The sequence below is a fragment of the Mesorhizobium sp. M1006 genome (genome assembly GCF_040318825.1).
In the GTDB taxonomy this organism is placed as follows: domain Bacteria; phylum Pseudomonadota; class Alphaproteobacteria; order Rhizobiales; family Rhizobiaceae; genus Mesorhizobium.
The window spans coordinates 1-24,181 of sequence record NZ_JAMYMZ010000011.1 but is presented as its reverse complement, the minus strand read 5'-3'; the positions used below and the strand labels follow the sequence as shown (position 1 = coordinate 24,181).

Genomic DNA, 24,181 nt, shown 5'->3' with positions numbered 1-24,181 from the left:
CGCCTGCAATATCGCCTTCACAACGCGCCGGATTCGCACTGTTCGATCCGCCCCGAAGCCCCTATCTTGGCCGCTTGTTGCAAGAGAGCGGAACGGCAGGCATGGCGGCAGAGGCATCAAACGGCGATCTGATCCAGGTGGTGGCGCTGCTTGCCGCCGGCGTCGTTGCGGTGCCGATCTTCAGGCGTATCGGACTTGGCTCCATCCTCGGCTATTTGACGGCCGGCGTCGTGATCGGTCCGTTCGGGCTGCGCATTTTTTCCGAATCGGAAGCCATTCTTCATGTCGCCGAACTCGGCGTCGTCATGTTCCTGTTCATTATCGGGCTGGAGATGCAGCCGTCACGGCTATGGGGCATGCGCCGCGAGATCTTCGGGCTTGGCGCGCTGCAGGTCGGCGTCTGCGCGGTCCTGCTGACCGGCGTCGGCCTGGCGGGAGGTTTCCCGATCGCGCAATCCTTCGTCGCCGGCGCCGGTTTCGTACTCACCTCGACGGCAATCGTCATGCAATTGCTGGAAGAACGCGGCGACCTGGCCACGCCCAAGGGCCAGCGCATCGTCTCGGTCCTGCTTTTGGAAGACCTGGCCATCGTGCCGCTGCTGGCGCTGATCGCCTTCCTCGCGCCGGGCGGCGCCGACATGAGCCTGTCGGATCGGTTGACGGAGGTCGGCATCGGCCTTGCCGCGATCGTCGGGCTGGTGCTTGCAGGACGCTATCTGCTCAATCCGTTCTTCCGTATCCTGGCGGATGCGCGCGCCCGTGAGGTGATGACCGCAGCCGCCCTTCTGGTCGTGCTCGGGTCGGCGCTCGCCATGCAGCTTTCCGGCCTGTCGATGGCGATGGGCGCCTTCCTGGCCGGCGTGCTTTTGTCGGAATCGACCTTCCGCCATCAGCTGGAGGCGGACATCGAACCGTTCCGTGGCATTCTGCTCGGACTGTTCTTCCTCGCCGTCGGCATGTCGCTCGACCTGCATGTGGTCGTCGTCAACTGGCAGCTCATTGCCATCTATGTCGTCGCCTACATGATGATGAAGGCGATCGGCATCTATATCGTCGCCCGCATTCTCAAAACCGGCCACCGGGAAGCGCTCGAGCGCGCGGTCTTCATGGCGCAAGGCGGCGAATTCGCCTTCGTCCTCTATTCCGCAGCGGCGGCTGTCGGTATCATCGATAGCCAGGCCAATGCGATGCTGACCGCCATCGTCATCATTTCCATGGTGCTGACGCCCTTAGCGATCATAGCATTGCGGTATCTGACGCCACGCGACGAGCAGTCGCTTGAAGGCGTCGATGTCGCCGAAGGCCTGACCGGCAGCGTGCTGATCATCGGCTTTGGCCGGTTCGGCCAGATCGCCAGCCAGCCGCTTTTGTTGCGCGGGATTGATGTGTCGATCATCGACAATGAGGTCGAGATGATCCAGGCGGCGGCCGATTTCGGCTTCAAGGTCTATTACGGCGACGGCACGCGGCTGGACATTCTGCGTGCCGCGGGAGCCGGGCGCGCACGCGCCGTGCTGATCTGCGTTGACAAGCCCGATGCCGCCGTGCGCATCGCCGAGCTCATCAAGGCGGAGTTTCCATTGCTGACGGTGCTGGCGCGGGCTTTCGACCGCGGCACGGCATTGCAGCTCATTCGTGCCGGCGTCGACTATCAGCTCCGCGAGACGTTCGAATCGGCGCTTGTCTTCGGCGGCTCGACACTGGAAGCTCTCGGCGTCGATCCGGAAGAGGTCGCCGAGGTAGTCGAGGACGTCCGCCGCCGCGATGCTGCCCGTTTCGAACTTCAACAGGCAGAAGGCATCCGCGCCGGGCGGCGCTTCCTCAAAGGCAATATCGGCACCCCCATCCCGACGCCGCTCAGCACGCCACGGCGCGTGGGCCAGGCGCTCAACGAGGAGACCGCCGGCGTGCTGCAGAAATCCGAACCGGCCGATTAAACGTTGGAAAGACGCGAATGATGAACGAACTGGACGACCGCGCTGTCTCCATCACCAGATTCTGGCGCGATGCCGGGGAGGACGCGTGGTTCGAGAAGAACGACGCCTTTGATGCCGACTTCCGCACCCGGTTTCTCGATCTGCACTTTGCCGCCGCCCGCCGCGAATGCGACGGCTGGTCCGAACACGCCGAAGGGTCGCTGGCACTGATGATCCTGCTCGACCAGTTTCCGCGAAACTGCTTTCGCGCCACCGGCCACATGTACGCCACGGACCCGCTGGCGCGGCATTTCGCCGGGAAAGCGATCGCTGCCGGCCATGACCTGGCACTCGACGAAGAGCTCCGCGTTTTTCTCTATCTGCCCTATGAGCATTCGGAGGACCTCGCCGATCAGCTCAAATCGGTAGAGCTTACCGCCGCCAAAGCCCCGATCTATCTGAAATATGCGATCGAGCATCGCGACATCATCCAGCGCTTCGGCCGCTTTCCGCATCGAAACAGGATGCTTGGCCGCGAGACGACACCGGACGAACAAATGTTCCTCGACGGAGGTGGGTTCTCCGGCTGATTTCAGGCACCGATGGCGACAGCATCAGGTTTTCCACCAATCCCGGCCTGACGCCAGCCGTTCAATGCCCGATGTGTCGACGGCGGCCAGCCGCTCCGATACGCTCTTGCCGTCGACCACAAGCTCCGGCGCAATTTCTGCCAGCGGCGCCAGCACGAAGGCGCGCTCCAGCATGCGCGGATGCGGCACCTCCAGTCCGGTCTCGTGGATGATGCGGTCGCCGAACACCAGAATGTCGATATCGATCAGGCGTGGACCCCAGCGCTCCTCGCGCACCCGCTTCAGTTTTCGCTCGGCGTCGAGGCAAAGGTCGAGCAAGGCCCGCGGCGCGAGCGCGGTCGAGATTCCGGCCGCCGCGTTGAGGAAATCCGGCTGATCGAGCTTGCCCCAGGGCGGCGTGCGGTAGAGCGACGAAACGGCAACGACGCGTGTTCTCTCGTTGGCATCCAGAATGCCCAGTGCCGCAGCCATCGACTTCGCCGGATCACCGAGATTGCCGCCAAGGCTGAGATAGACGGTGTTGTTGTTGTTACTATTCTGGCCAGACAACGGTCACCTCGACATGATCGAGCACACCCGGCACCGGGGCGTTCGGCTTGCGCACGGTGATCTCGGCCTTCTTGATCTGCGGAAACCGCGCCGTCAGCGCCCTCGCCACTTCGAGCGCCAGCGCTTCGATCAGAAAGCGCCGTTCGCCGGTAATGATCTTCTCGATGACCGCAAAGGCGATGCCGTAATTGACGGTGTCCTCGATGGAATCCTCGACCAGCGCCCGCCCGGGATCCACCATGAGTGCCGCATCGACATAAAAGCGCTGGCCGAGCGTCTCTTCTTCGTCCAGCACACCGTGCCGGGCAAAGAAGGCGCAGTTCTTCATGCGGATGACATACATGGCTCAGCTTTCCCCGATCTCACGTGCCAGCATAGCATCGGCGATGGCCAGCGCATCCACGTTGATTGCGACATCGTGGACGCGAAAGAGATGCGCGCCTTTGAGCCTCAGGATGACGCTGGTGGCCGCGGTCCCGGCGCCTCTTGCGGCTGCGTCGCGGCCGGTCACGGTGCCGATAAAGCGCTTTCGCGATGTGCCGGCCATCAGTGGAAAACCCAGCGCATGAAGTTCGGAAAACCGTGCCATCAGGTCAAGATTTTCCGCTGCCGTCTCCTTGGCAAAGCCGAAGCCCGGATCGAGCACGATATGATCGTCGGCAACACCGCTCCGCCGCGCGATTTCCAGCGACTTCCTGAGGAAGAAGAGCTGATCGGCAATCACGTCGGGCAGTTTCTGCCGGTCCCGTCCCGTGTGCATGACGACAAGGCCAGCGCCGGTTTCGGCCGCGACGCGGGCAATGCCCGGTTCGCGCTGCAGGCCCCAGACGTCATTGACGATATGCGCGCCGGCTTGGACGGCAAGCCGGGCCGTATCCTCGCGATAGGTATCGACCGAGATCAGCGTTCCGCCGGCCTTCACCAGCGCCTCGATGACGGGCAGTATGCGGGTTTGTTCCTCCTTTGCGGAGACCGCAGACGCCCCGGGACGTGTCGATTCTCCGCCGATGTCGATGACGGAGGCCCCCTCCTCGACCATGCGGCGCGCCTGGGCCACTGCTTTTTCCGGCGCATCGAACAGGCCGCCGTCGGAAAAACTGTCCGGCGTGATGTTGAGGATGCCGACGACCACGGCCTTGCCGCCAAGGTCGACATGGCGTCCGTGCGCCAACTGCCATCGCCCTGTCATCATTGCCCATCAACCATGTTCGATCCCGCGGCGTGGCGGGGGATCAATTCCGTTGCGCCGAGGACGGCGGTAAAGCAAGGTGGGGAAAGAGGCAACACGATGAAACGATCCCTCCTCTGCGCCCTGATGCTCGCTCTGACCGCATTCCCGGCCGGCGCTGCAACGCTCGTCAAGACATATAGTTATTTCCCGATCGGCGGCAGGACGCTCGACGACATCGAGACCCAGCTGTCGAAACTCGGGCCTCAGGTGAAAAGCACCGGGTCGCGGCATCCGGGAGCTACCCAGATGGCGTTCACCACCCGCGTCAGCTATGCGCAAAAGCCGGGCTCGTGCTGGATTGCCGACGCTGTCGTCACCGTCAAGGTCAAGGTCATCCTTCCTGAGTGGCGCCGCCCGCGCAAAGCCGATGCCGGCGTCAGGCTGTTCTGGGATACGTTGTCCGCCGACATCAAGCGCCATGAGGAACGCCACGTCGAGATTGCCAAGAACCACGGCCGCGAACTAGAAGACGCCTTGAAGGCGAGCTACCCGGAAAAGACCTGCGAACTGGCAAAGGCCAAGGCCGCAAAAATCACTGCGGCCATGCTTGCCAAACACGACCAGGACCAGATGCGCTTCGATCGTGTCGAAAGCGCCAATTTCCAAAGCCGCATCCTGCGGCTTTTGCACTATCGCATCGAGCGCATTGAGAACGGCCGGCTCGCTCCCGGCTGAACTCCGCGTCGTCGGACAAAGCCAATTTTGCCGAAACATAGTGCCAGCTTCGGAAAACTTTCGAGCCGCTGTCGAAATCGGCCTATAGCGAACGACATATGCCAGGTTCGCAGGGATCAGCCTCCGGCAACGCCAATCGGCGTACTAGATGCTTCCCAGCCCGTCGCGGACGTGCACGCAGGCATAATGGATGAACGGATATGGACCAGACTGTCGACAAGCAAACGATGGTGGAAACCAGCGCGCCGCTGACCGAAACCGAGAAAAACGCCATCATCGGCGGCGTGCTTTTGTCGATGCTGCTGGCGGCGCTCGACCAGACCATCGTCGCGCCGGCGATGCCGACGATGGCACGTCTGCTCGGGCATGCCGAATATCTGCCATGGATCGTGACCGGCTATCTTCTGACCGCGACCGCCGTGGCGCCGCTCTACGGCAAGATCTCCGATATTTATGGTCGCCGGCCGACCGTCTATGCTGCAATCCTGATCTTTCTCGCCGGCTCGCTGGTCAGCGCCACGGCCCCCAACATGCTGGTCCTGGTTGTCGGCCGGGCGATCCAGGGCGCCGGCGGCGGCGGTCTGTTCGCCCTGACGCAGACCGTGATCGGCGACCTCGTGCCGCCGCGCGAGCGGGCCCGATACGCCGCCTGGATCTCGGGCACATGGGCCGTCGCCAGCATCGCCGGGCCGCTGCTCGGCGGCACCTTCGCCGAACATCTGCATTGGTCGCTGATCTTCTGGATCAACATTCCGCTGGGCCTGCTGGCCATGGCGATCATCAACAACCCGCTCAAGAAGCTGCCGATCGCCGCAAAACATCACCGCATCGACGGCCTCGGCGCGCTGCTTCTGGTCGCGGCCACCTCGCTGCTGCTGCTTGCCTTGAACTGGGGCGGCAGCGAGTATCCGTGGCTGTCGCCTGAAATCCTTGGACTGCTCGCCTGCTCGGCGGTGTTCTGGAGCGCGTTCGCGCTGCGGCTCATGCGCGCGGCCGAACCGCTGATCTCGCTCGAAGTGCTCGGCAATCCGATCGTTCTCGCCGGCACATTGTCGATGTTCCTGCTGCAGGCCGCCAATGTCGGCTTGTCGGTCTATCTGCCGGTCTACCTGCAGTCGGTCGTCGGCCTGTCGGTCAGTCAATCGGGCACCGCATTGCTTGGGCTGATGCTCGGCACGGTGGCCGGTGCGACCTTTAGCGCGCGAATGATTCCGCGCTTTTTTCACTATAAACGCATTGCCATGATCGGAACTGTTTTCTCGATCCTGTGCCTCGGCGTGCTCAGCCTGGTCGCCGGGCATGCCTCACTGTTGCTCGTCGAGGTGTTGACGACCTGCGTAGGCCTGGGCACAGGCACGACCTTTCCGGTTGCCACCGTCTCGGTCCAGAACGCCGTCGATCGTATGCACCTTGGCGTGGCGACCGGCGTTCTCACCTTCCTCCGCTCGCTGGGCAGCGCGCTTGGCGTCGCCATGCTCGGTGCCGTCGCCCTTGGTTACGGGCTGCCGCTGGCCAGCGAAGGCACGCAGCCGGCCGGCCATATCGCCTCGGCCATGCCGTTCGTGATGATCTTTCTTGCCGCGGCCGCGATCTTGCTGTTGTCGCTCATCACGCTCTGGCTGATGCCGGAGAAAACGCTTCGCGGCCATGCCGAGGCTGTGGCTCCAGCCCTGGCGGAGTAGACCGGCCCGACAAAAATATGGCGAGGTTCAGTCGACCACGCCGAGCTTCTTCTGCAGACTGGTTGACGAGGTCGTATACTGAAAAACGATGCGCTCGCCGGGGCTGACGATGCGCTTGGCCGCTTGCGCCATCAAGGCGACCTCGTGGAAGCCCGACAGGATCAGCTTCAGCTTGCCGGGGTACCAGTTGATGTCGCCGACGGCGAAGATGCCGGGCACCGACGTCTGGAATTTTTCGGTGTCGACCGGGATCAGGTTCTCGTGGAGGTTGAGGCCCCATTCGGCGACTGGGCCGAGCTTCATCGTCAGGCCGAAGAACGGCAGCATCCGCGTACACGGCACTTCGATATCGCCCTCCGGCCCCTTGATGGTGGCGGAGGCGAGCCGGCCGTCGGCGCCGGCCAGGCCAGTCACCTGTCCGACCTGGAATTCCAGTTGCTTCATCTCCTGCATGGCATACATCTTGTTGACGCTGTCGGGTGCTGCACGGAATTCGGGCCGCCGGTGCACCAGTGTCACGCTCTTGGCCACCGGCTGCAGGTTCAGCGTCCAGTCGAGCGCCGAATCGCCGCCGCCGACGATGACGAGGTCATGGCCGCGAAAGTCCTCCATCCGGCGCACCGAGTAGAACACGCTCTTGCCTTCATAAGGTTCGATGCCTGGGATCGGCGGCCGCTTCGGCTGGAAAGAGCCGCCGCCGGCGGCGATCACCACAATTTTGGCTTCGAACACCTCGTTTTCGTCGGTGGTGACGCGGAAGCTGCCGTCGTCCAGCCTTTCCAGGCCCGAAACCATGCGGTTATAGGTGAATTCGGGCTTGAACGGCGCGATCTGCTCAAGCAGCTTGTCGACCAGACCTTGTGCCGAGATCGAGGGCCAGCCCGGAATGTCGTAGATCGGCTTTTCCGGGTAGAGTTCGGCACACTGCCCGCCGGGCCGGTCGAGTATGTCGATCAGATGGCACTTCATGTCGAAGAGGCCGAGCTCGAACACCGCAAACAGGCCGACAGGCCCTGCCCCGACAATGAGTACGTCTGTCTTGTTGATAGCCGTCATGAAGCATGCGCCTTTATGGGAAAACGCGCGACACTGCATGACCATTCGCCCGCTGCCAAGCGGCAGCGGCAAAAATCGGCTTCACCCCTGGCGGGCCGGCACGCGCACGACCAGCCCGTCGAGGGCGTCGCGCACCTTGATCTGGCATGACAGCCGCGAGTTCGGCTGGACCTCGTAGGCGAAATCCAGCATGTCCTCTTCCATGGCTTCCGGCTCGCCGACCTCCGCCGTCCAGGCTTCGTCGACATAAACATGGCAGGTCGCGCAGGCGCAGGCGCCGCCGCATTCCGCTTCTATTCCCGGCACCGCATTGCGGATCGCATTTTCCATGACGGTCGAGCCGTTTTCGGCATCCACGTCAAAATGCGTGCCGTCATGGGCGATGAAGGTCAGTTTGGTCATTTGTCACCTGAAGGGAGTCTGAGCCGACATAATCACTCTGCCGGACAAGTCAACTGCGGCGCCAAAGCGCCGCTGTGTGGCGTTTTGGGAATAAGCGCTATCGGCTGATGGCGGCGACGAAGTCGCGCACTTCTTCGATCAGCGAGCCAAGCCGCTTCAGCGTGCTGGCGTCTTCGGGCCGGCATTCGATCGCGCTGGCGCAATCGGCAATGGCGAAGGCGCCGACCCCGCGCGCCGAGCCTTTGAGCCCGTGTGCCAATAGCAGCCGCTGCCTGACATCCGCATCGACGATCTTGTCGCGCACCGACAGCGCCTGCTGCACGAACAGAGCCAGCACCTCCTGCTCGAGGCTCCGATCGCCCATCGTCTGGCGCGCAAGATGCGCCAGGTCGATCGGCCGCGCCCCGGCTGTCCCCGACACGTCGCCGCCGGGCATCGAGAAGGCAATGCCGTTTTCGCCACGTATCACTTTGAGACTCCGTTCTTCGACCGCCGCAAAAACTAGGCGTATCCGGTGGACAACGGGTTAATGATTGGCCCGGAAAAATGTCGCGATAACGGCGCCGGAATCACGGCTGTGTTAACCTTATATTTAAAGTTTTACGTATCGGGCGGAATGCATGTTTTCTTTACCCGGCTGTGTCATTACGATACGACAGGTCCATTTTCAGCCTCCTGCGCGGGACACGCTAGGCAGAATCAATAAGCACAACCATAGGTCCCGCGGCAGCTTGTACAGGGTAGCGAAGGCATGGCGAAGAAACCAACGACGACAAGAACGCTCGACAGCGACGTAGCCAGGGAACTTGAAAAGGCACTTGATATCGATCTGAGCGGCGATGCCGGCGGCGACTTCGACATGGCTGCATCCATGGAAGATCTCGAAGCGCAAATATCGCAAGCCGCCGACGAGCTGGCGCGCGAAGGTCGCAGCCAGAACGAAGCGCCTGCCCCGGACCAGACCCAGAACGCGGCACCTGCCGCCAATCAAGGCCAGATCGCAAATCCCGCGCCAAAGACCAAGCCGGCTGAGTTGCGTCCTGTCGCAACGCGCAATGGCTCCCAGCCGGCAGCTTTCTCGCCGGCCAACGACGATCGTCAAAAAGACTATAAGACGCTCCTGCACACCCTCAATCGGCGCGCCTCGAACACGATCTACTGGGTCGTGGCTCTCGTTTCGCTGGCCTGGATCGCCGGCGCTGGCGGCCTTGCGAACCTGTTGTTCGGACCTGGCATCTGGAACATCCGCACCTTCGATCAGTTTTTCGCCCGTCCCGAGCTGATCGGCCTGGCGGTCGCGGCAATCGTGCCCGTCATCCTGTTCTGGGCATTCGCAGTGATGATTCGCCGCGCTCAGGAGATGCGCCTTGCCGCGCAGTCGATGACCGAGGTGGCCTTCCGTCTGGCCGAGCCGGAAAATCTTGCCCAGGATCGCGTCATGATGATCGGCCAAGCGGTTCGCCGCGAGGTGGCAGCCATGGGCGAAGGCATCGAACGCACGCTTGCGCGTGCCGTCGAGCTCGAAACGCTGGTCCACAGCGAGGTGAACCAGATCGAGCGCTCCTATTCAGAGAACGAGTCCCGCATCCGCTCGCTGGTCGACGGGCTGGGCAGCGAGCGCGAAGCGGTCGTCACCCATGCCGAGCGCGTGCGCGCCTCGATCACCGGCGCCCACGAGACACTGAAAGACGAGATCAACGCCGCCAGCGATATCATTCGCGACAGCATTCTCAACGCCTCGACCAAGCTGTCGATGACGATCAACGAATCCGGCGACACGCTGATCGACAGGATCAACGGAAGCTCGATGTCGATCTTCGATTCGGTGGAAGGCCGGCTCGAATCGATCACCGATCGGCTGTCGACGTCGGGCGAGGCCTTCGCCAGCCTGCTCGACACCCGGATCGCCAAGCTGACGGACACCACCGACGGCCTGACGCGGTCACTGACCGACCTGCTCGACGACCGCACGAGCGGCATGGTGTCGCTGCTCGGCGGTGCCGCTCGCACACTCAATTCGGAATTCGAAGCCAGTCTCAACGGCATCGAACGGACGCTTGCTGAACGTGGCCAGGCGCTGATCAGCGAGTTCCAGACCCGCGCCGAGGCGCTCGACACCGGCACGCAGAAGCTCAACGCCGCGCTGGAGGCTCGCGCACGCCAGATCAACGAGACGCTGGTCGAGCGCGCGCGCGAAATCGCCCACACCTTCCAGGATAGCAAGGAGACGCTGTCGGCGATGATCGATCAGGGCAAGACCCAGATCGGCGCCGACATGGCCGATATCATTTCATCGACCTCGACCATGCTTGAAGCCCGCGCCGGCGATTTCGCCGGGCGCATGGAAGCGGCGCGCCATGTCGTATCGCGTTCGTTCGATACGGACATCGAGCGGCTTGCCGATGCTCGCGCCGGCATCGAGGAAGCCGTCGAGAACCACAGCCGCAAGCTTTCCGAAAGCCGCGACCGGATGGCGGCGGCAATGCAGGCCGATCTGGCGAAGTTCGCCGAAGGTCGCGCCGAAATCGACGCAGCGGTGGCTAACCAGGTGCAGAAGCTAGCCGAAGGCCGCGGCCTGATCTCGCGCGCCCTTGAAGAGGATCTGCGCAAGGTCAATGAATCGCGCGCAGCGATCGACGCTTCGCTGGGCAGCCATCTCGAAAGCCTTGAAGAGGGTCGCAACAGGCTTGCCCAGGCCTTGAACGAAGACTCTGGAAAACTCGTGCAAGCCCGCACGATAATTGATGAAATGGTTGCCGGGCATGTCGGCAAGCTCGCCGAAGGCCGCAGCATCCTTTCGCGCGCGCTCGAGGCCGACCTCGGCAAACTGGCAGAGAGTCGCGCCAGCATCGACGGCCTCGTCGCCGGTCAGGTCGAAAAGATCGCCGAGGGCCGCGCCATACTCGCCAGTGCGCTGGAAGCCGACATTGCCGGCATCAATGGCCTCATCGAGGCCCATTCGGCGAAATTGGCGCAAGACCGCAGCGGGCTTTCCCAGTCACTCGATAACGACCTGTCCGACATCAGGAGCCTGATCGCCGATCATTCGGGCAGGCTCGCCGATGATCGCAGCCTGCTTTCGAAGACGCTTGAAGACGATCTTGCCAAGCTGGCCGAAAGTCGGTCGAGCATCGACGGGCTGGTTGCCGGCCAGGTCGAGAAGCTGGCCGAAGGCCGCGACATCCTCAAGCGCGCGCTGGAATCGGACCTGAACGCTATCAAGGGCGTCATCGCCGGCCAGTCCGAAAAGCTGGCGGAAGACCGTGGCCAGTTGTCGCGGGCACTGGAGAGCGACCTGCAGGCCGTGCGGGGCGTTGTCTCCGATCACATGAACAAGCTCGCCGAAGACCGTTCGACCCTTTCGAAGGCGCTCGAAGACGATCTCGCTAAGTTGGCCGAAAGCCGCTCGAGCATCGATGTGATGGTTGCCGGCCAGGTCGAAAAGCTGGCAGAGGGCCGCGACATCCTCAAGCGTGCGCTCGAAGCCGATCTGAGCACCGTCAAGGGCGTCATCGCCAGCCAGTCCGAAAAGCTGGCGGAAGACCGTGGTCAGCTGTCGCGGGCACTGGAGACCGATCTCGAGACCGTGCGGGGCGTCGTCTCCGAACATATGAACAAGCTTGCCGAAGACCGTTCGGCCCTGTCGAAAGCGCTCGAGGACGATCTTGCCAGGCTGGCAGAGAGCCGTTCGAGCATCGACGGGCTGGTCGCCGGCCAGGTCGAGAAGCTGGCTGAGGGTCGCGACATCCTCAAGCGCGCCTTGGAAGACGATCTTGCCAAGCTGGCCGAAAGCCGCTCGAGCATCGACGGACTGGTTTCCGGCCAGGTCGAGAAACTGGCCGAAGGCCGCGATATCCTCAAGCGCGCCTTGGAGGCCGATCTCAACACGATCAGGGGCGCCATCGCCGATCAGTCGCAGCTATTGACCGATAATCGCGCGCAGTTTTCGCGTGCGCTGGAAGCCGATCTCGGCAACGTCAACAGCCTTGTCGCAACCCACGCAGAGAAGCTCGTCCAGGACCGCTCGACCCTGTCGAAGGCGCTCGAGGACGATCTCGCCAAGCTGGCCGAAAGCCGCTCGAGCATCGATGGGCTGGTCGCCGGCCAGGTCGAGAAACTGGCGGAAGGCCGCGACATCCTCAGGCGCGCGTTGGAAGCCGACCTGGAGAGGCTTGCAATGAGCCGCAGCGAGGTCGACGAGATTGTCGCCGGTCATGTCGGCAAGCTGAGCGAGGGCCGCGACATGCTGACCCGCGCATTGCAGGACGATCTCTCCAGGCTCGCCGAGACGCGCAAGGATGTCGACCGTTCGCTGTCCGGCCATATCGATCAGATCGCCGCCAGGAGCACCGACATCTCTGATGCGATCGCTGCGGACGTAGAAAAGATCGAGCAGGCGTTCAGCCGGCAGACAGGCATCATTGAAGAGCGCGCCAGCACAATGGAGCGGGCGCTGTCGACGGGTGTCGACAATGTGCGCAGTGTGCTCGAAAGAAGCGCGGTCTTCGTCGCCGGCGCGCTGCGCGAGAAGGTCATGGAAGTTACCAGCGCGCTGCATGAGCAGGCGGGCGCGGCATTCAGCGATGCCGACCGCAAGATCGCCGAGCGCGCCGAGCAGACCTCGGCCGCCCTGCTCGCCAGGGCGGAGGACATCGCCCGCACCTTTGAAGAGGCGGATCGTCGCCTCGCCGCCCGCGCCGAGGATACGTCGAGCGCACTGATTGCCCGCGTCGACGACACGTCGAACAGCTTGCTCGCGCGTGCCCAGGAAACGGCCGATCAGCTGGCAGCCAGAGCAAGTGAGATTGCCGGCACCTTCGACGCGGCGGACCACAGGCTGGTCTCTCGCGCCATCGAAACGGCCCAGTCGCTGGCGGCACGTGCCGGCGACATCCTGCGCAATTTCGAAACAGCCGACGAGCGGCTGGGCGTGCGCATCGGCGAATCCGCCGAAGCGCTCGCGGCACGTGCGTCGGATCTCGGCCGCATTTTCGATGCCGCCGACCAGCAACTTATTTCGCGCATTGCCGAGGGCTCCGAAGCACTTTCGGCCCGTGCGTCCGAGATCGGCCGCATCTTCGAGGAGGCCGATCATCGCCTGGTGTCCCGTATCGCTGACAGCAGCACCGCAATCGGCGAACATGCCGACACCATTGTCGGTGCCTTCACCAGCACCGAGCAGCGGGTTGCCGAACGCGCCAGGCAGACTGGCCAGGAACTCGCAGTCCATGCCCGTGAAATCGAGCAACTGCTTGCCGGTGCCGACGAACGCCTGGCATCGAGTGCTGCCGCCACTGCGGCCCGCGTCGAGGAGCAGGTCGCCAGCGTCGAGAACCGCCTCGCTTACTCCGCCGAGACAATGGGCCAAAAGCTCAACGAACAAGTCTCGGGTGCCGAAGCGCAACTGGTCTCGCGTGCCAACACCATCGCCGAAACCTTCACCGCGGTCGGCCAGCATATCGGTCAGAGCACCAATGACGCTGCAAAGACCATCGGTGCCAATACTCGCGAGCTCAGTACGATGCTTGCGGCCCGTTCGGCAGAAATATCGAAAATCCTGGACGAGACGGCGCGGCCTCTGGTCGAGCGCTTCGCCCAGGGCGGCTCCGAGCTGCAAAAGAGCATGGAAGAGGTCACCGAACGTGCGACCGAGAAGCTGCGCAATCAAAACGCCGCCCTCGTCGACGCCATCGCCAGCCGCACGGCCGAAACCCTGTCGGCCGTCGAAGGCGCGCGCTCGACGCTTGCCGACAGCGTTGCCGACCTCATCGGCCGCATGACCACCTCCAGCTCGCAGCTCGGTCAATTGATCGAGCAGGCGGCGACCAATCTCGGCCAGGTCGACGAACGCCTGACCGGGAGCACGCAAAGCTTCGCGGCGACCACGGAAAAGACCGCGCAGACCTTCGCCAGTTCGGCGCGTCTGGTCGATTCGAACACGACGCGGCTCACCGAGCTGTCGTCGTCGACCTTACGCGAGGTTGCTTCAATCGCCACCAAGTTCGACGAGCACAGCCGGTTGCTTTCCAGTGCCTCGGACCTGTTGAGCTCGGCCCAGAGCAATCTTGAGCACACGCTCGAAAGGCAATCGTCGCTGGAGGACCTCGCCGTCGGCCTTGTCAAGAAGTCGGAAGATCTCGAAAGGGTCATGCGCTCGTTCGAGAATTTGGTCGGCCAGACGCTGCAGAACGCCGAGGGCAAGACGCTGGAATCCGCCGACAAGATCCGTACCGCGATTTCCGAAGTGGTCGATTCGGCAACCAAGCGCTTTGCCGATGCGACCGAGGAGATGCGGCGTACCGCCGGCTCGATCAAGAGCGAGCTCGACCTCACCCGGGCCGAGCTTAAGAAAGGCGTCATCGAGATGCCGGAAGAGGCAAAGGAATCAACCACGGCTATCCGCCGTGCCGTTTCAGAGCAGATCAACGCGCTGAAGGAACTTTCTGAAATCGTTGCGAAATCTGGCCGCAGCGCCGACAGTTCGGAACAGCGCAACCTGCGTCCGGCGCCGCAAGCGCCTGCCGCACGCCCCGCCGAACCGCCACGTCGCCCGGCTCCGGCTCCCGAACAGCGCCGTGCACCGCAGGCGCCTTCGGGCGAGACGGCGCTGCGCGGCACGCTCGACCTCGAACGTCCCGCAGACCAAGCGCCGCGCCAACGCGACCCCAACGGCCGCACGCCGCAGGGCGGTTGGGTGCGCGACCTCCTGACCGGTGCATCGCGCGAAGACGACGCCAAGCCGGCAGCGCCTGCCGAAGCGCCGCGCCCGGCTCCCGCTGCGCGTTCGCCGCTTCATGTCGTGGAATCGCTGAACTCGCTCTCGGTCGATATCGCACGCGCCATCGATCACGACGCCTCGATCGAGTTGTGGAACCGCTACCGGCGCGGCGAGCGCGACGTCTTCACGCGCCGACTTTACACGCTGAAGGGCCAGCAGACGTTCGACGAGATCCGCCGCAAATATCAGTCAGAGGCGGAGTTCCGCGCTGCTGTCGATCGTTACTGCGACGATTTCGAAAAGCTGCTCAAGGACGTGTCGCGCAACGACCGCGACAACATCATGGCGCAGACCTACCTGACGTCGGACACCGGCAAGGTCTACACCATGCTTGCCCATGCCAGCGGCCGTCTGCACTAAGCGGCGGGACAGGAAAACAGAAAGTGCACTCTGCCCTTTCTGCTTAGACCCGATACTGAAAAAGATAGTCCGCAAATCTCCTGATTTGGTCGGATGTTTGCGCCCAGAGCAGAGGCCGGTATCTCGTGGCAATGCAGACAATTCGCGGTGATCTGCTTCAGCTTGCGCTCGACGGAACGTTCGATGTCATTGTGCATGGATGCAACTGCCAGTGCCAGATGGGCAAAGGAATTGCTCTTTCCATAAAGCAGCGTTTTCCCGAAGCATATGCTGCGGATTGCGCGACATTGAAGGGTGACCCAGCCAAGCTGGGAAGCATATCCGTTGCCGAAATCAAGCGAGGCAGCCGCATTTTCCATGTTGTCAACGGCTACACTCAGTTCCATTGGCAGGGCAAAGGCGTGAAAGCCGACTACTAGGCAATTCGAAAAGTCATGCAGGCCGTCAAAGGTAAATTCGCGGGCAAAAGAATCGGCTACCCGAAAATTGGCGCAGGGCTGGCTGGAGGTGATTGGGAAACCATAGCCTCAATCATCAACGATGAACTCGCGGGCGAAGATCATACGCTTGTCGAATACGCTCCGTGAGCTGCTTCGGTCTCCAGCCGCCTCACAGCAGCTAGCCCGGTTCAGATCACGGTGTCCGTCCAGCGGACGATTTGCCCGGCCGCATCGCCGAACGCGGCATCGAGCGCGCCGACATAGGCCTGGTTGCCGTTGCCCGAAACGGGCGCGATGGCGCTAAACGTCTTCGAAGCGCGCACTTCACCGTTGCGGTCATTCAATAGGCGCACGAACAGCTCGACCTCGGCATGTTCGCCGCCATCGACACGCACCTCAAACGAGCGGATCTCAACGATCACCTGATAGTCGATCGCCAGCCCCTCGCCTGGCTTGCCAACGCCGGTGAAGCTGCCCGAGCGCTGGAACGTCTCTGCCAGCCGCGCCTGTACGATCATCGGCAGCCGGTCGGCCCATTGCGCGCCCTTGAGATACTGGATCGATCGCGGCGATGGCTTAATGACGATGTTCTGGCTGTCCAGCGCCTTGAGCGCCGATGGCTGGGCGATGAGGATCTGGCGACGGCTGTGGGCACGCGCTTCCAGCGACGGCGCCGAAAGCTCGAATGTATCCAGCGGCGCCGGCTTGCCGCCCAGCGCCGCGCAGCCGGCGAGCGAAAGCGCCAGCAGTGCCACTCCGGCCTTGAACCCACTCGATCTGACGCTGCCTGAACTGATCGACTTCAAACGCGATCCCCCCCGGATCGTGGAAACAATGCGCATCCGCAAGCTATGTTCTTGCGGTGGGCGCAGGCCGAAGTCAACGGCGCACCCTGCCGTCGAACTGCCGGACCTCACCCTCGCCGCCGGACAGGATCCGCTGTGGATTGCGGCTGAGGTCGGTCACCGCCTCTTCGATGCGGTTGATCGAACGACGGCTGTCCTGGACCAGCGATTCGACGTTTTGCAGCCCCTGTCCCGAGAACCGCGCCAGATTGTCGGTGATGGTGCCGAGGCGGGCGTTCAGCGTGTCGGCGACCTGCTTGAACGATTTGAGCGTCGCCCTGGCATCGGCCATGACGCCGTCGGCCTGACCGGAGCCGAGCAGTTTGTCGACCTTGGCAAGGATACCGTCGACTCGCACCGAGGCATCGTTGAGGCGTCCTGCGAGTTGGTGCGCGTCTTTGATGGTTTCGTCGATGTCGTCGGCCCGGTTGGCGAACTTGTTGGTCACCTTGGCGATGTCGGCGGCAGCCTCGTTGGCGTTTTCGCTGGCCTTCTGGATATTGGCCAGCGCGGTGCGAACCTCAGCCGGATCGATGCCGTCGAGAACGCCGTCGACCTTGGCCAGTGTGCCTTGCGTCTTCTGGGCGAAGTCGTTGATCGAGCCGACCGCGGTGTCCACGTTCTTGATGACCGTGTCGAACTGCTTGCTGGTTTCCTTGAGGTTGGAAGTGACCGTGTCGACATTGGCGACGATGCTCTTGATCTGGTCCTTGTCGACGGCGTTGAGTAGCCCTTCCGCCGCCTTCAGGGTGCCGTCGAGTTTGCCCGAAACACCCTTCAGTTCGTCCGCCAGCGAGCTGACGCTGGCCAGGAACTTGTCGACGCCGTCCGCATTCCTGGCCAGTGCATCGGAGAAGGTCTGGACATTGTTGACGGTCTGCGTCAGCGGCCCGCGAACATCCTTGGTGAAGCCTTCGAGCTCCGAAAGGACCTTGTCGGCGCGGGTGAAGATGTTCTGCGCTGTCTGTAGCAGATTGGTGACCGCCGACGGGTTGGCAACGATCTCGGCGACACGGCCTTCCTTTTCCGCCTCGTCGAGAAGTTTTGGCTCTTTGGGGTCGGCGCCCTTGAGCTCGATGTTGGCCTGGCCGGTGAGGCCGGCAAGCCCGATATCGGCCTGTGTCGACTTGGTGATAGGCGTATTCCGGTCTATTTCGGTGTCGGCGATAGCAGCGGTCGGATTGTCGACGTCGATATAGACACGGCGCACGTCGCCGACTTTGACGCCATTGAACAGCACGAAACTGCCACGGCCGAGCCCCGAAGCGGAGCCTGGAATGCGCACGCGCAGCACCGTCGTCTCACCCTTTTCGCCGATTGCCGCCGTCCAATAGACGAAAGCGAAAGCCGCGAGGATCGCGGCCAGCGTGAAAATGCCGACAATGACGTAGTTGGCCCTGGTTTCCATTGCTCACTTATGGCTATGCGCGCGCCGCAAGATCAAGTTGCCGGGCGCGTTTTCCGCGGAAATAGGATTTTACCCAGGGTTCCTCGCTCCTGAGCATGTCGTCGATCGTGCCCTCGACCAGCACTTTCTTGTTGCCGAGCACCGCCACGCGGTCGCACGCGGTAAACAGCGTGTCGAGATCGTGCGTGACCATATACACGGTCAAATCCATCGTATCGCGCAGTTTGACGACCAATTCGTCGAACTCAGCCGCGCTGATCGGATCGAGCCCGGAAGTCGGTTCGTCGAGGAAGACGATATCCGGATCGAGCGCCAGAGCGCGCGCCAGCGCAGCACGCTTAATCATGCCGCCGGAGAGCTCGGAGGGGAATTTCTGCGCCGCATCCGGCGGCAATCCCACCAACTCGACCTTGAGCATGGCAAGTTCGTCCATCAGCTTCTTCGGCAAATCGAGATATTCGCGCATCGGCACCTGGACGTTTTCGAGGACGGTCAGCGCCGAAAACAGCGCACCATGCTGGAACAGCACGCCAAGCCGCATGTCGATGCGAAGGCGCTCCCTTTCGGTTGCCCTCTCGACGTCGACCCCGAACAGTTTGATTGTTCCCGATTGCTTACGCGTCAAGCCAAGGATGGTGCGCAAGAGAACAGATTTGCCGGCACCGGAGGCACCGACGAAGCCGAGAATCTCCCCGCGCCAGATATCGAGCGATAATTTGTCGAGAACGACCTGATCGGCGAACGACACCGTGACGTCGTGCGCCGACAGCACGATCTCGTCTTCTTTGGCTTTCGCCGCCACCTTGGTCGTGTTTGTGCCCGGCAGCGCCATCTCAGAACTCGATCGCTGCATAGAACATGGCGAAAAGCCCGTCGAGGATAATGACCACGAAGATCGACTTCACCACTGAGGCGGTCACATGCTGGCCAAGCGATTCGGCGCTGCCGCCAACCTTCATGCCCTCGACCGAGGCAATTATACCGATGATCATGGCCATGAACGGCGCCTTGATCAGGCCGGCAAAGATGGTGCTGAGGTCGATTGCGACACGCAGCCGGTCGATGAACGCTGCCGGTGCAATATCGGAGTAGAGCCATGCAGCCAAAATGCCGCCGCCCAACGCGGCAAAGTTGGCGACGATCGTCAGGCAAGGCAGCGCGATGACCAGCGCGACCAGCCGCGGAAACACCAGCACGCCGATTGGGTTAAGACCGATCACCTTCAGCGCATCGACCTCCTCGCGCATCTTCATCGAGCCGATCTCGGCGGTGATCGCACTGCCGGAGCGGCCGGCGATCATGATCGCCGTCATCAGCACGCCGAGCTCGCGCAGGATCAGCACCCCGACCAGGTCGACGACGAAGATGTCGGCGCCGAAATAGCTGAGCTGATAAGCGCCTTGCTGGGCGACGATCGCACCGACGATGGCCGACATCAGCACGACTACCGGTATGGCGCCGACACCCATGCGATCGATCTGGTTGAAGATCGCCGCCATGTTGACGGCATGGCCACGGCCAAGCTTCATCTGCGAGCCGCGTATCGTGGCGCCGAGGATATTCATTGCGGCCAGGAAATCGTCGCGCATCTCATAAACGCGCCGACCTACCGCCTCGAGCCCGCGAATGATGAAGTTGGGCGGCTTTGCCGGACCTGATTCGGGCTCGCGACGAACGGCGTCCCCGACGGCGCCAAGCAGGATCGAGGCGATCTCGCTCTGCCCCTGCATCGTGATCTCGACGCCCTTTTTTTCGAAGCTGCTGACCAGGCGGTCGATCAGCCACGCCCCGGCAGTGTCCATCTTCTCGATTTGTGAAAGGTCGAGCGCCAGCGTCTTGAAGCCGCCGCGCTTCTCGATCTTGCGCATCTCGGCATCGACCAGCGCCACGGTACGTGTCGTCCAGGTTCCCGAGAAAGCGCAGCCGAGAACGTCGCCCTCCTCGCCGATCGCGATGCGCGGCTGGTGGTCGGGCTCCTTGGCAGGGCCGCTTGCGTCGCGTTTGCGGATGGTCAACATGGCGTCCTGTTTAGCCTGACGGGGCCGACCTGTCGATTTGCCGACATCCTCCTTGTTGCACAGCCGGAGCAGAAAAATATGGCGCGTGTCATTTCGGTCGAGGCCGAGCGCTTTCCGATAGCCGGGACCTTTACCATTTCGCGCGGCTCGAAGACCGAAGCGGAGGTGATTTCCTGCGCCATCACCGAAAACGGCCGTACAGGACGCGGCGAATGCGTCCCTTACAAGCGCTATGGCGAAACCATGGAGGGTGTGCGCGACGCGATCGAGGCGATGCGCAGCGAGATCGCGCGCGGCATCAGCCGCATCGCCCTGCTCGATGCCATGCCTGCCGGCGCGGCACGCAACGCCATCGATTGCGCGCTCTGGAACCTGGAAGCGAAGATCAGCGGAACACCGGTGGCGCATACGATACGAACCGTTCCGTTACGACCGCTCGAGACTGCGTATACATTGTCGCTCGCCGAGCCGGAGGCGATGGCGGCGCAGGCCCGCGCCAACGCCCAGCGCCCGCTACTCAAGGTCAAGATCGGCGGCGACAACGACATCGCGCGCATCCGTGCAGTGACGGCGGCAGCACCCGACAGCCGAATCATTCTCGACGCCAACGAGGGCTGGAATAACGACAACATCGTCGCAAACCTCGCCTTTGCCGCCGAGCACGGTATCGCCTTGATCGAACAGCCGCTGCCGGCGGGACATGACAGTATTCTTCGCCACATCGCGCATCCGGTACCGATCTGTGCCGACGAAAGCGTGCACGAGGCGAAGGACCTTGAAGCACTTGTCGGCCTTTACGACGCCGTCAACATCAAGCTCGACAAATCGGGTGGCCTGACCGCTGCACTCGTGCTTCGCGACCGCGCCCGCGAACTGGCTCTTGGTGTCATGGTCGGCTGTATGGTCGGCACATCGCTTGCGATGGCGCCGGCCGTGCTGTTGGCGCAGGATGCCGATTTCGTCGATCTCGACGGTCCGCTGCTGCTGGCCCGCGACCGCGTTCCCGGTCTCGTCTACCAAGGTTCGCTGGTGTCACCGCCCGAGCGGGCGCTGTGGGGCTGAACGCGCGGCAAGCCCGATCAGAGCCAGGCCCGTCAGGGCGATCGGGATCATCGCAAAGAAGCCATTCGCGCCGAAGCGGTCGTAAAGAGGACCGGAAATCAGCGTCGCCGCCGCCATGAAGAAGCCATTGGAGAAGTAGGCGATGCCTTGCGCCGCCCCGGTGCGTTCTTCCGCGACCGTCTCACCGATCATCTTTTGCAGGCCGATCAGCACCAGCGCCACCGAAACCGCGTGCAGCGTCTGGATCGCGAAAAACCCGCCAACGCCAAGCCCAAGCGGCCAGATCAGCGGAAAGGCGAACCAGCGCACGATCGCGCCGATCCCGGCAATCAGCATGATCGAGACGACCGAGAAGGAGGCGAAAGCGCGGGTGAAAACGACGAACATGCATATCTCGGCGACGACGCCCCACCCCCACAGAAGCCCGACACCCGAATCGCTGATGCCGATCGACTTCCAGTAGATCGACACGAAACCGTAGAGAAATGCGTGGCTGGCGGTGATGACGCCGACGCCTGTCGAAAAATAGAGGAAGTACCGGTTGAGGAGTTTCGGTGCCGATTGCTGGATATCGGCGGCCGAAAGCGGCGAGGCGCGGCGTGGACGACCAAGGCGCGGCGCAATCAGTCCGGCGGCTAGCGCGGCACACAGCGCCGCGAAGATGATCACCGGGACAGCCTGGGCACCGCTCGCCGACAGGATGAAACCGCCGGCGAGATTGGCACAGAGATAGGAGATCGAGCCCCATTTGCGCATGCTTGCGTAATTCGAGCCGAAGCGGCGAACACCTGAAAGGGCGAGCGAATCGGCAATCGGCGAATGCGGCGTCCAGACGACCGTCAGGGCCAGCGACACGGCAAGTACCGTTGCGTAGGTCGGCGGCAGGAGGTAGCCGGCGGACAGGATCAGCGATGCGGCGACCAGCGCAACATAGACATTGGCGCGGTCGCTCGCTTTGTCGGCCAGCGCAGTAAGAAAAGGCGTCGTCGCCACGCGCAGGAACATCGGCGCGGCGAGGATCACGGCTATCTGTTCGGCATGGAACCCCTTCGCCTGCAGCCACAGCGGGAAATACGGCACATGCGTCCCGAGCGGAACGAAGAGCGTAAAGAAGATCAAGCTCATGCGCAGTTCGAAATGGCGTGGCTTGACGAGCTGTTCGGGCGAAAGCGGCGGCAGCGAGGACATTGACAGGCGATCCGTCGGCACGGCATTCAGCCGGGTCGGCCCGCCACACCTGCCGCTGCTTAACACGGCGAAAAAGTCGATGAAACCGCTGGACTAACCGATTGAAGCGAGATGCGGCCGGATTTGGTCAAGCCGCCTGGACTGCCCTGCCCTTGATGTCGATCGGCACGAGCACCTCGCTGCCGACCGGAGTCTCCGGCAGGACATGCGCCCAGTGCAGGATCTCCATCCTGCCGTCAAAATGCTCGACCACCGCCGTGCAGCTCTCCACCCAGTCGCCCGTGTTGATGTATTGCACGTCCTCATAGCTTTCGATCGCGGCATGGTGGATGTGCCCGCAGATCACGCCGTCGACATGCGAGCGGCGCGCCTCCTCGGTCAGCACGGTCTGGAACGAGCCGATGAAATTCACCGCCTTCTTGACCTTGACCTTGGCCCAGGACGAGAACGACCAGTAAGGCAGGCCGAGCACCTGGCGCAGACGTGTGATGATGCGGTTGAGCAGCATCGCCGCGTCGTAGGCATAGTCGCCGAGATAGGCCAGCCAGCGCGCATTATGGACGACGGTGTCGAACTGGTCGCCATGGATGACAAGAAGGCGTTTGCCGTCGGCGGTCTCGTGGATGGCGCGGTCGGCGACGACAATGCCGCCGAAATGAACGCCCTGGAACTGTCGCGCGAACTCGTCATGGTTGCCGGCGATGTAGGTGATGCTGGCGCCCTTGCGCGCCTTGCGCAGCAATTTCTGGATCACGTCGTTATGGCTTTGCGGCCAATGCCAGCTTCGTCTCAGGCGCCAGCCGTCGACGATGTCGCCGACGAGATAGATGATATCGGCATCGTGATGGCGCAGGAAATCGATCAGGAATTCGGCCTTCGCCGCCTTCGATCCGAGATGGACGTCGGAGATGAACATGCTGCGGAAAGTGCGAGGCTCTGCGCCGGACATCATTTGTCACCGTTGCTTTCGCCTGAGCCTATGCCCCGATTCATGCAACAACCGTATGACGGTTGCGATTGGTCCAGCCATCCGGATAGGTTGCCGCGGCAATCAGAGGAGAAAATCACCATGGATCTCGGCATTCGCGGCAAGAAGGCCATCGTCTGCGCTTCGAGCAAAGGCTTGGGACGCGGCTGCGCCATGGCACTGGCAGAGGCAGGTTGCGATCTGGTGATCAATGGCCGCAACGCCGACGTGCTGGCCAAAACCGCCGCTGAACTGCGCGAGAAATTCGGCGTCAAGGTGACCGAAATCGTCGGCGACGTATCCAAGCCCGATGTCCAGAAGGCGCTGCTTGCCGCCTGCCCCGATCCCGACATCCTCGTCAACAACAATGGCGGTCCGCCGTTTCGCGATTTCCGCGCGCTCGACCGCGAAAAGATCCTCGAGGGCGTCACCCACAACATGGTGACCCCTGTCGAGCTGGTTCAGGCCGTGATCGACGGCATGGCGGCGCGCGGCTTCGGCCGCATCGTCAACATCACCTCGCTGTCGGTCTATGTGCCTATCCCCGGCCTCGACCTGTCGTCCGGCGCCCGCGCCGGCCTCACCTCGTTCCTCGCCGGCGTCGCGCGCACGGTGGCCGACCGCAACGTGACGATCAACAACATGCTGCCAGGCAAGCTCGACACCGACCGGCTGCGTGATCCGAAGGAGGCCGGCACGCCCGAAGATCCGGCAGCGGCCGCCGCGCGCAAAGCGCAAGCAGCAGCCAACGTTCCGGCCAAACGGCTCGGTACACCGGAGGAATTCGGCCAGATCTGCGCCTTCCTCTGCTCGGTCCATGCCGGTTACCTGACCGGTCAGAACATACCGGTCGACGGCGGCCTCTATGTCAGTGCGTTTTAGTGGGTATCTGACGCTTTGGTATCCGCTGGGAACGGCGGGAAACGACCGATAGTGTTGAAGAAGTCGGCGATGAAGCCGTGGATCCACTCGCACCGAAGCGTCTTGATTAAGGTCGACGCGACCTCCTCGCCT

General features: G+C 62.7%; 21 protein-coding genes. 9 read left to right on the top strand and 12 right to left on the bottom strand.

What is annotated here, in order from left to right; genetic code table 11:
• The first annotated feature begins 101 nt into the window (after positions 1-101).
• The gene (locus NKH60_RS12905) at positions 102-1,937 is read left to right on the top strand and encodes a monovalent cation:proton antiporter-2 (CPA2) family protein (protein ID WP_352682898.1); all 1,836 of its coding nucleotides are present in this window, start codon (positions 102-104) and stop codon (positions 1,935-1,937) included.
• Between the two features lie 20 nt (positions 1,938-1,957).
• The gene (locus NKH60_RS12900; protein ID WP_352471797.1) at positions 1,958-2,506 is read left to right on the top strand and encodes a DUF924 family protein; all 549 of its coding nucleotides are present in this window, start codon (positions 1,958-1,960) and stop codon (positions 2,504-2,506) included.
• Between the two features lie 24 nt (positions 2,507-2,530).
• On the opposite strand, the gene folK is transcribed toward NKH60_RS12900, so the two are convergent.
• Genes folK through folP form a run of 3 tightly spaced genes read right to left on the bottom strand, consistent with a single transcriptional unit; the run spans position 2,531 to position 4,247 of the window.
• The gene (gene folK / locus NKH60_RS12895) at positions 2,531-3,055 is read right to left on the bottom strand and encodes a 2-amino-4-hydroxy-6-hydroxymethyldihydropteridine diphosphokinase (protein ID WP_352833116.1); all 525 of its coding nucleotides are present in this window, start codon (positions 3,053-3,055) and stop codon (positions 2,531-2,533) included.
• The gene (gene folB, locus NKH60_RS12890) at positions 3,039-3,398 is read right to left on the bottom strand and encodes a dihydroneopterin aldolase (protein ID WP_352471721.1); all 360 of its coding nucleotides are present in this window, start codon (positions 3,396-3,398) and stop codon (positions 3,039-3,041) included. The genes folK and folB overlap by 17 nt, the downstream gene beginning before the upstream one ends.
• Before the next feature lie 3 nt (positions 3,399-3,401).
• Entirely contained in the window at positions 3,402-4,247 is an 846-nt protein-coding gene (gene folP, locus NKH60_RS12885; protein WP_352502492.1) for a dihydropteroate synthase, read from the bottom strand.
• A 96-nt stretch (positions 4,248-4,343) separates the two neighbouring features.
• Between folP and NKH60_RS12880 the strand changes: the two genes are divergently transcribed.
• Positions 4,344-4,961 (top strand): DUF922 domain-containing Zn-dependent protease, encoded by a 618-nt coding sequence (locus NKH60_RS12880; RefSeq protein ID WP_023674836.1) that lies wholly within the window; start codon positions 4,344-4,346, stop codon positions 4,959-4,961.
• A 200-nt stretch (positions 4,962-5,161) separates the two neighbouring features.
• Entirely contained in the window at positions 5,162-6,643 is a 1,482-nt protein-coding gene (locus tag NKH60_RS12875; protein ID WP_352833119.1) for an MDR family MFS transporter, read from the top strand.
• A 27-nt stretch (positions 6,644-6,670) separates the two neighbouring features.
• Here the strand turns inward: NKH60_RS12875 and NKH60_RS12870 are convergent, their stop codons facing one another.
• The 3 genes from NKH60_RS12870 to NKH60_RS12860 form a co-directional block, all read right to left on the bottom strand.
• Complete coding sequence (locus NKH60_RS12870; protein ID WP_352766685.1) at positions 6,671-7,699, bottom strand: NAD(P)/FAD-dependent oxidoreductase; 1,029 nt, start codon at positions 7,697-7,699, stop codon at positions 6,671-6,673.
• 81 nt (positions 7,700-7,780) lie between these two features.
• Complete coding sequence (locus NKH60_RS12865; protein WP_023674833.1) at positions 7,781-8,101, bottom strand: 2Fe-2S iron-sulfur cluster-binding protein; 321 nt, start codon at positions 8,099-8,101, stop codon at positions 7,781-7,783.
• Between the two features lie 97 nt (positions 8,102-8,198).
• Positions 8,199-8,567 carry an Hpt domain-containing protein gene (locus NKH60_RS12860; protein WP_292660938.1) on the bottom strand — a complete coding sequence of 123 codons (369 nt, stop codon included), beginning with the start codon at positions 8,565-8,567 and terminating at the stop codon, positions 8,199-8,201.
• A gap of 285 nt (positions 8,568-8,852) precedes the next feature.
• On the opposite strand from NKH60_RS12860, the gene NKH60_RS12855 reads away from it, so the two are divergent.
• The 3 genes from NKH60_RS12855 to NKH60_RS12845 all read left to right on the top strand — a co-directional run bounded on the left by NKH60_RS12855 (position 8,853) and on the right by NKH60_RS12845 (position 15,826).
• On the top strand, positions 8,853-15,239 hold the full coding sequence (locus NKH60_RS12855; RefSeq protein ID WP_352850208.1) for an apolipoprotein A-IV repeat region-like domain-containing protein: 6,387 nt from the start codon (positions 8,853-8,855) through the stop codon (positions 15,237-15,239).
• A gap of 131 nt (positions 15,240-15,370) precedes the next feature.
• Positions 15,371-15,658, top strand: a complete 288-nt coding sequence (locus tag NKH60_RS12850; RefSeq protein WP_352872477.1) for a macro domain-containing protein — start codon at positions 15,371-15,373, stop codon at positions 15,656-15,658.
• A gap of 15 nt (positions 15,659-15,673) precedes the next feature.
• The gene (locus NKH60_RS12845) at positions 15,674-15,826 is read left to right on the top strand and encodes a macro domain-containing protein (RefSeq protein ID WP_352872359.1); all 153 of its coding nucleotides are present in this window, start codon (positions 15,674-15,676) and stop codon (positions 15,824-15,826) included.
• Between the two features lie 41 nt (positions 15,827-15,867).
• Here NKH60_RS12845 and NKH60_RS12840 read toward each other — a convergent pair whose 3' ends face one another.
• From NKH60_RS12840 to NKH60_RS12825, 4 genes are read right to left on the bottom strand one after another with little or no spacing between them, the layout of a single operon-like run.
• Positions 15,868-16,521: an ABC-type transport auxiliary lipoprotein family protein gene (locus NKH60_RS12840; protein WP_352742602.1), complete on the bottom strand. Its 654-nt coding sequence runs from the start codon at positions 16,519-16,521 to the stop codon at positions 15,868-15,870.
• Between the two features lie 37 nt (positions 16,522-16,558).
• Entirely contained in the window at positions 16,559-17,932 is a 1,374-nt protein-coding gene (locus NKH60_RS12835) for an MlaD family protein (protein ID WP_352540616.1), read from the bottom strand.
• A 13-nt stretch (positions 17,933-17,945) separates the two neighbouring features.
• On the bottom strand, positions 17,946-18,764 hold the full coding sequence (locus NKH60_RS12830; RefSeq protein WP_352593549.1) for an ABC transporter ATP-binding protein: 819 nt from the start codon (positions 18,762-18,764) through the stop codon (positions 17,946-17,948).
• Between the two features lies 1 nt (position 18,765).
• Positions 18,766-19,950, bottom strand: coding sequence for an ABC transporter permease (locus NKH60_RS12825; RefSeq protein WP_352833125.1), 1,185 nt, complete (start codon positions 19,948-19,950; stop codon positions 18,766-18,768).
• A 78-nt stretch (positions 19,951-20,028) separates the two neighbouring features.
• Here NKH60_RS12825 and dgcA point away from each other — a divergent pair, with 78 nt between their 5' ends.
• The gene (dgcA, locus tag NKH60_RS12820; RefSeq protein WP_352872356.1) at positions 20,029-21,012 is read left to right on the top strand and encodes an N-acetyl-D-Glu racemase DgcA; all 984 of its coding nucleotides are present in this window, start codon (positions 20,029-20,031) and stop codon (positions 21,010-21,012) included.
• On the opposite strand, the gene NKH60_RS12815 is transcribed toward dgcA, so the two are convergent.
• Both NKH60_RS12815 and NKH60_RS12810 read right to left on the bottom strand, forming a co-directional pair.
• A complete protein-coding gene (locus tag NKH60_RS12815) occupies positions 20,983-22,200 on the bottom strand; it encodes an MFS transporter (RefSeq protein WP_352872354.1) in 1,218 nt (405 codons plus the stop codon). The genes dgcA and NKH60_RS12815 overlap by 30 nt on opposite strands.
• Before the next feature lie 127 nt (positions 22,201-22,327).
• A complete protein-coding gene (locus tag NKH60_RS12810; RefSeq protein WP_352471734.1) occupies positions 22,328-23,149 on the bottom strand; it encodes a UDP-2,3-diacylglucosamine diphosphatase in 822 nt (273 codons plus the stop codon).
• 120 nt (positions 23,150-23,269) lie between these two features.
• On the opposite strand from NKH60_RS12810, the gene NKH60_RS12805 reads away from it, so the two are divergent.
• Positions 23,270-24,049 (top strand): SDR family oxidoreductase, encoded by a 780-nt coding sequence (locus NKH60_RS12805; protein WP_352816684.1) that lies wholly within the window; start codon positions 23,270-23,272, stop codon positions 24,047-24,049.
• Positions 24,050-24,181: the final 132 nt, after the last annotated feature.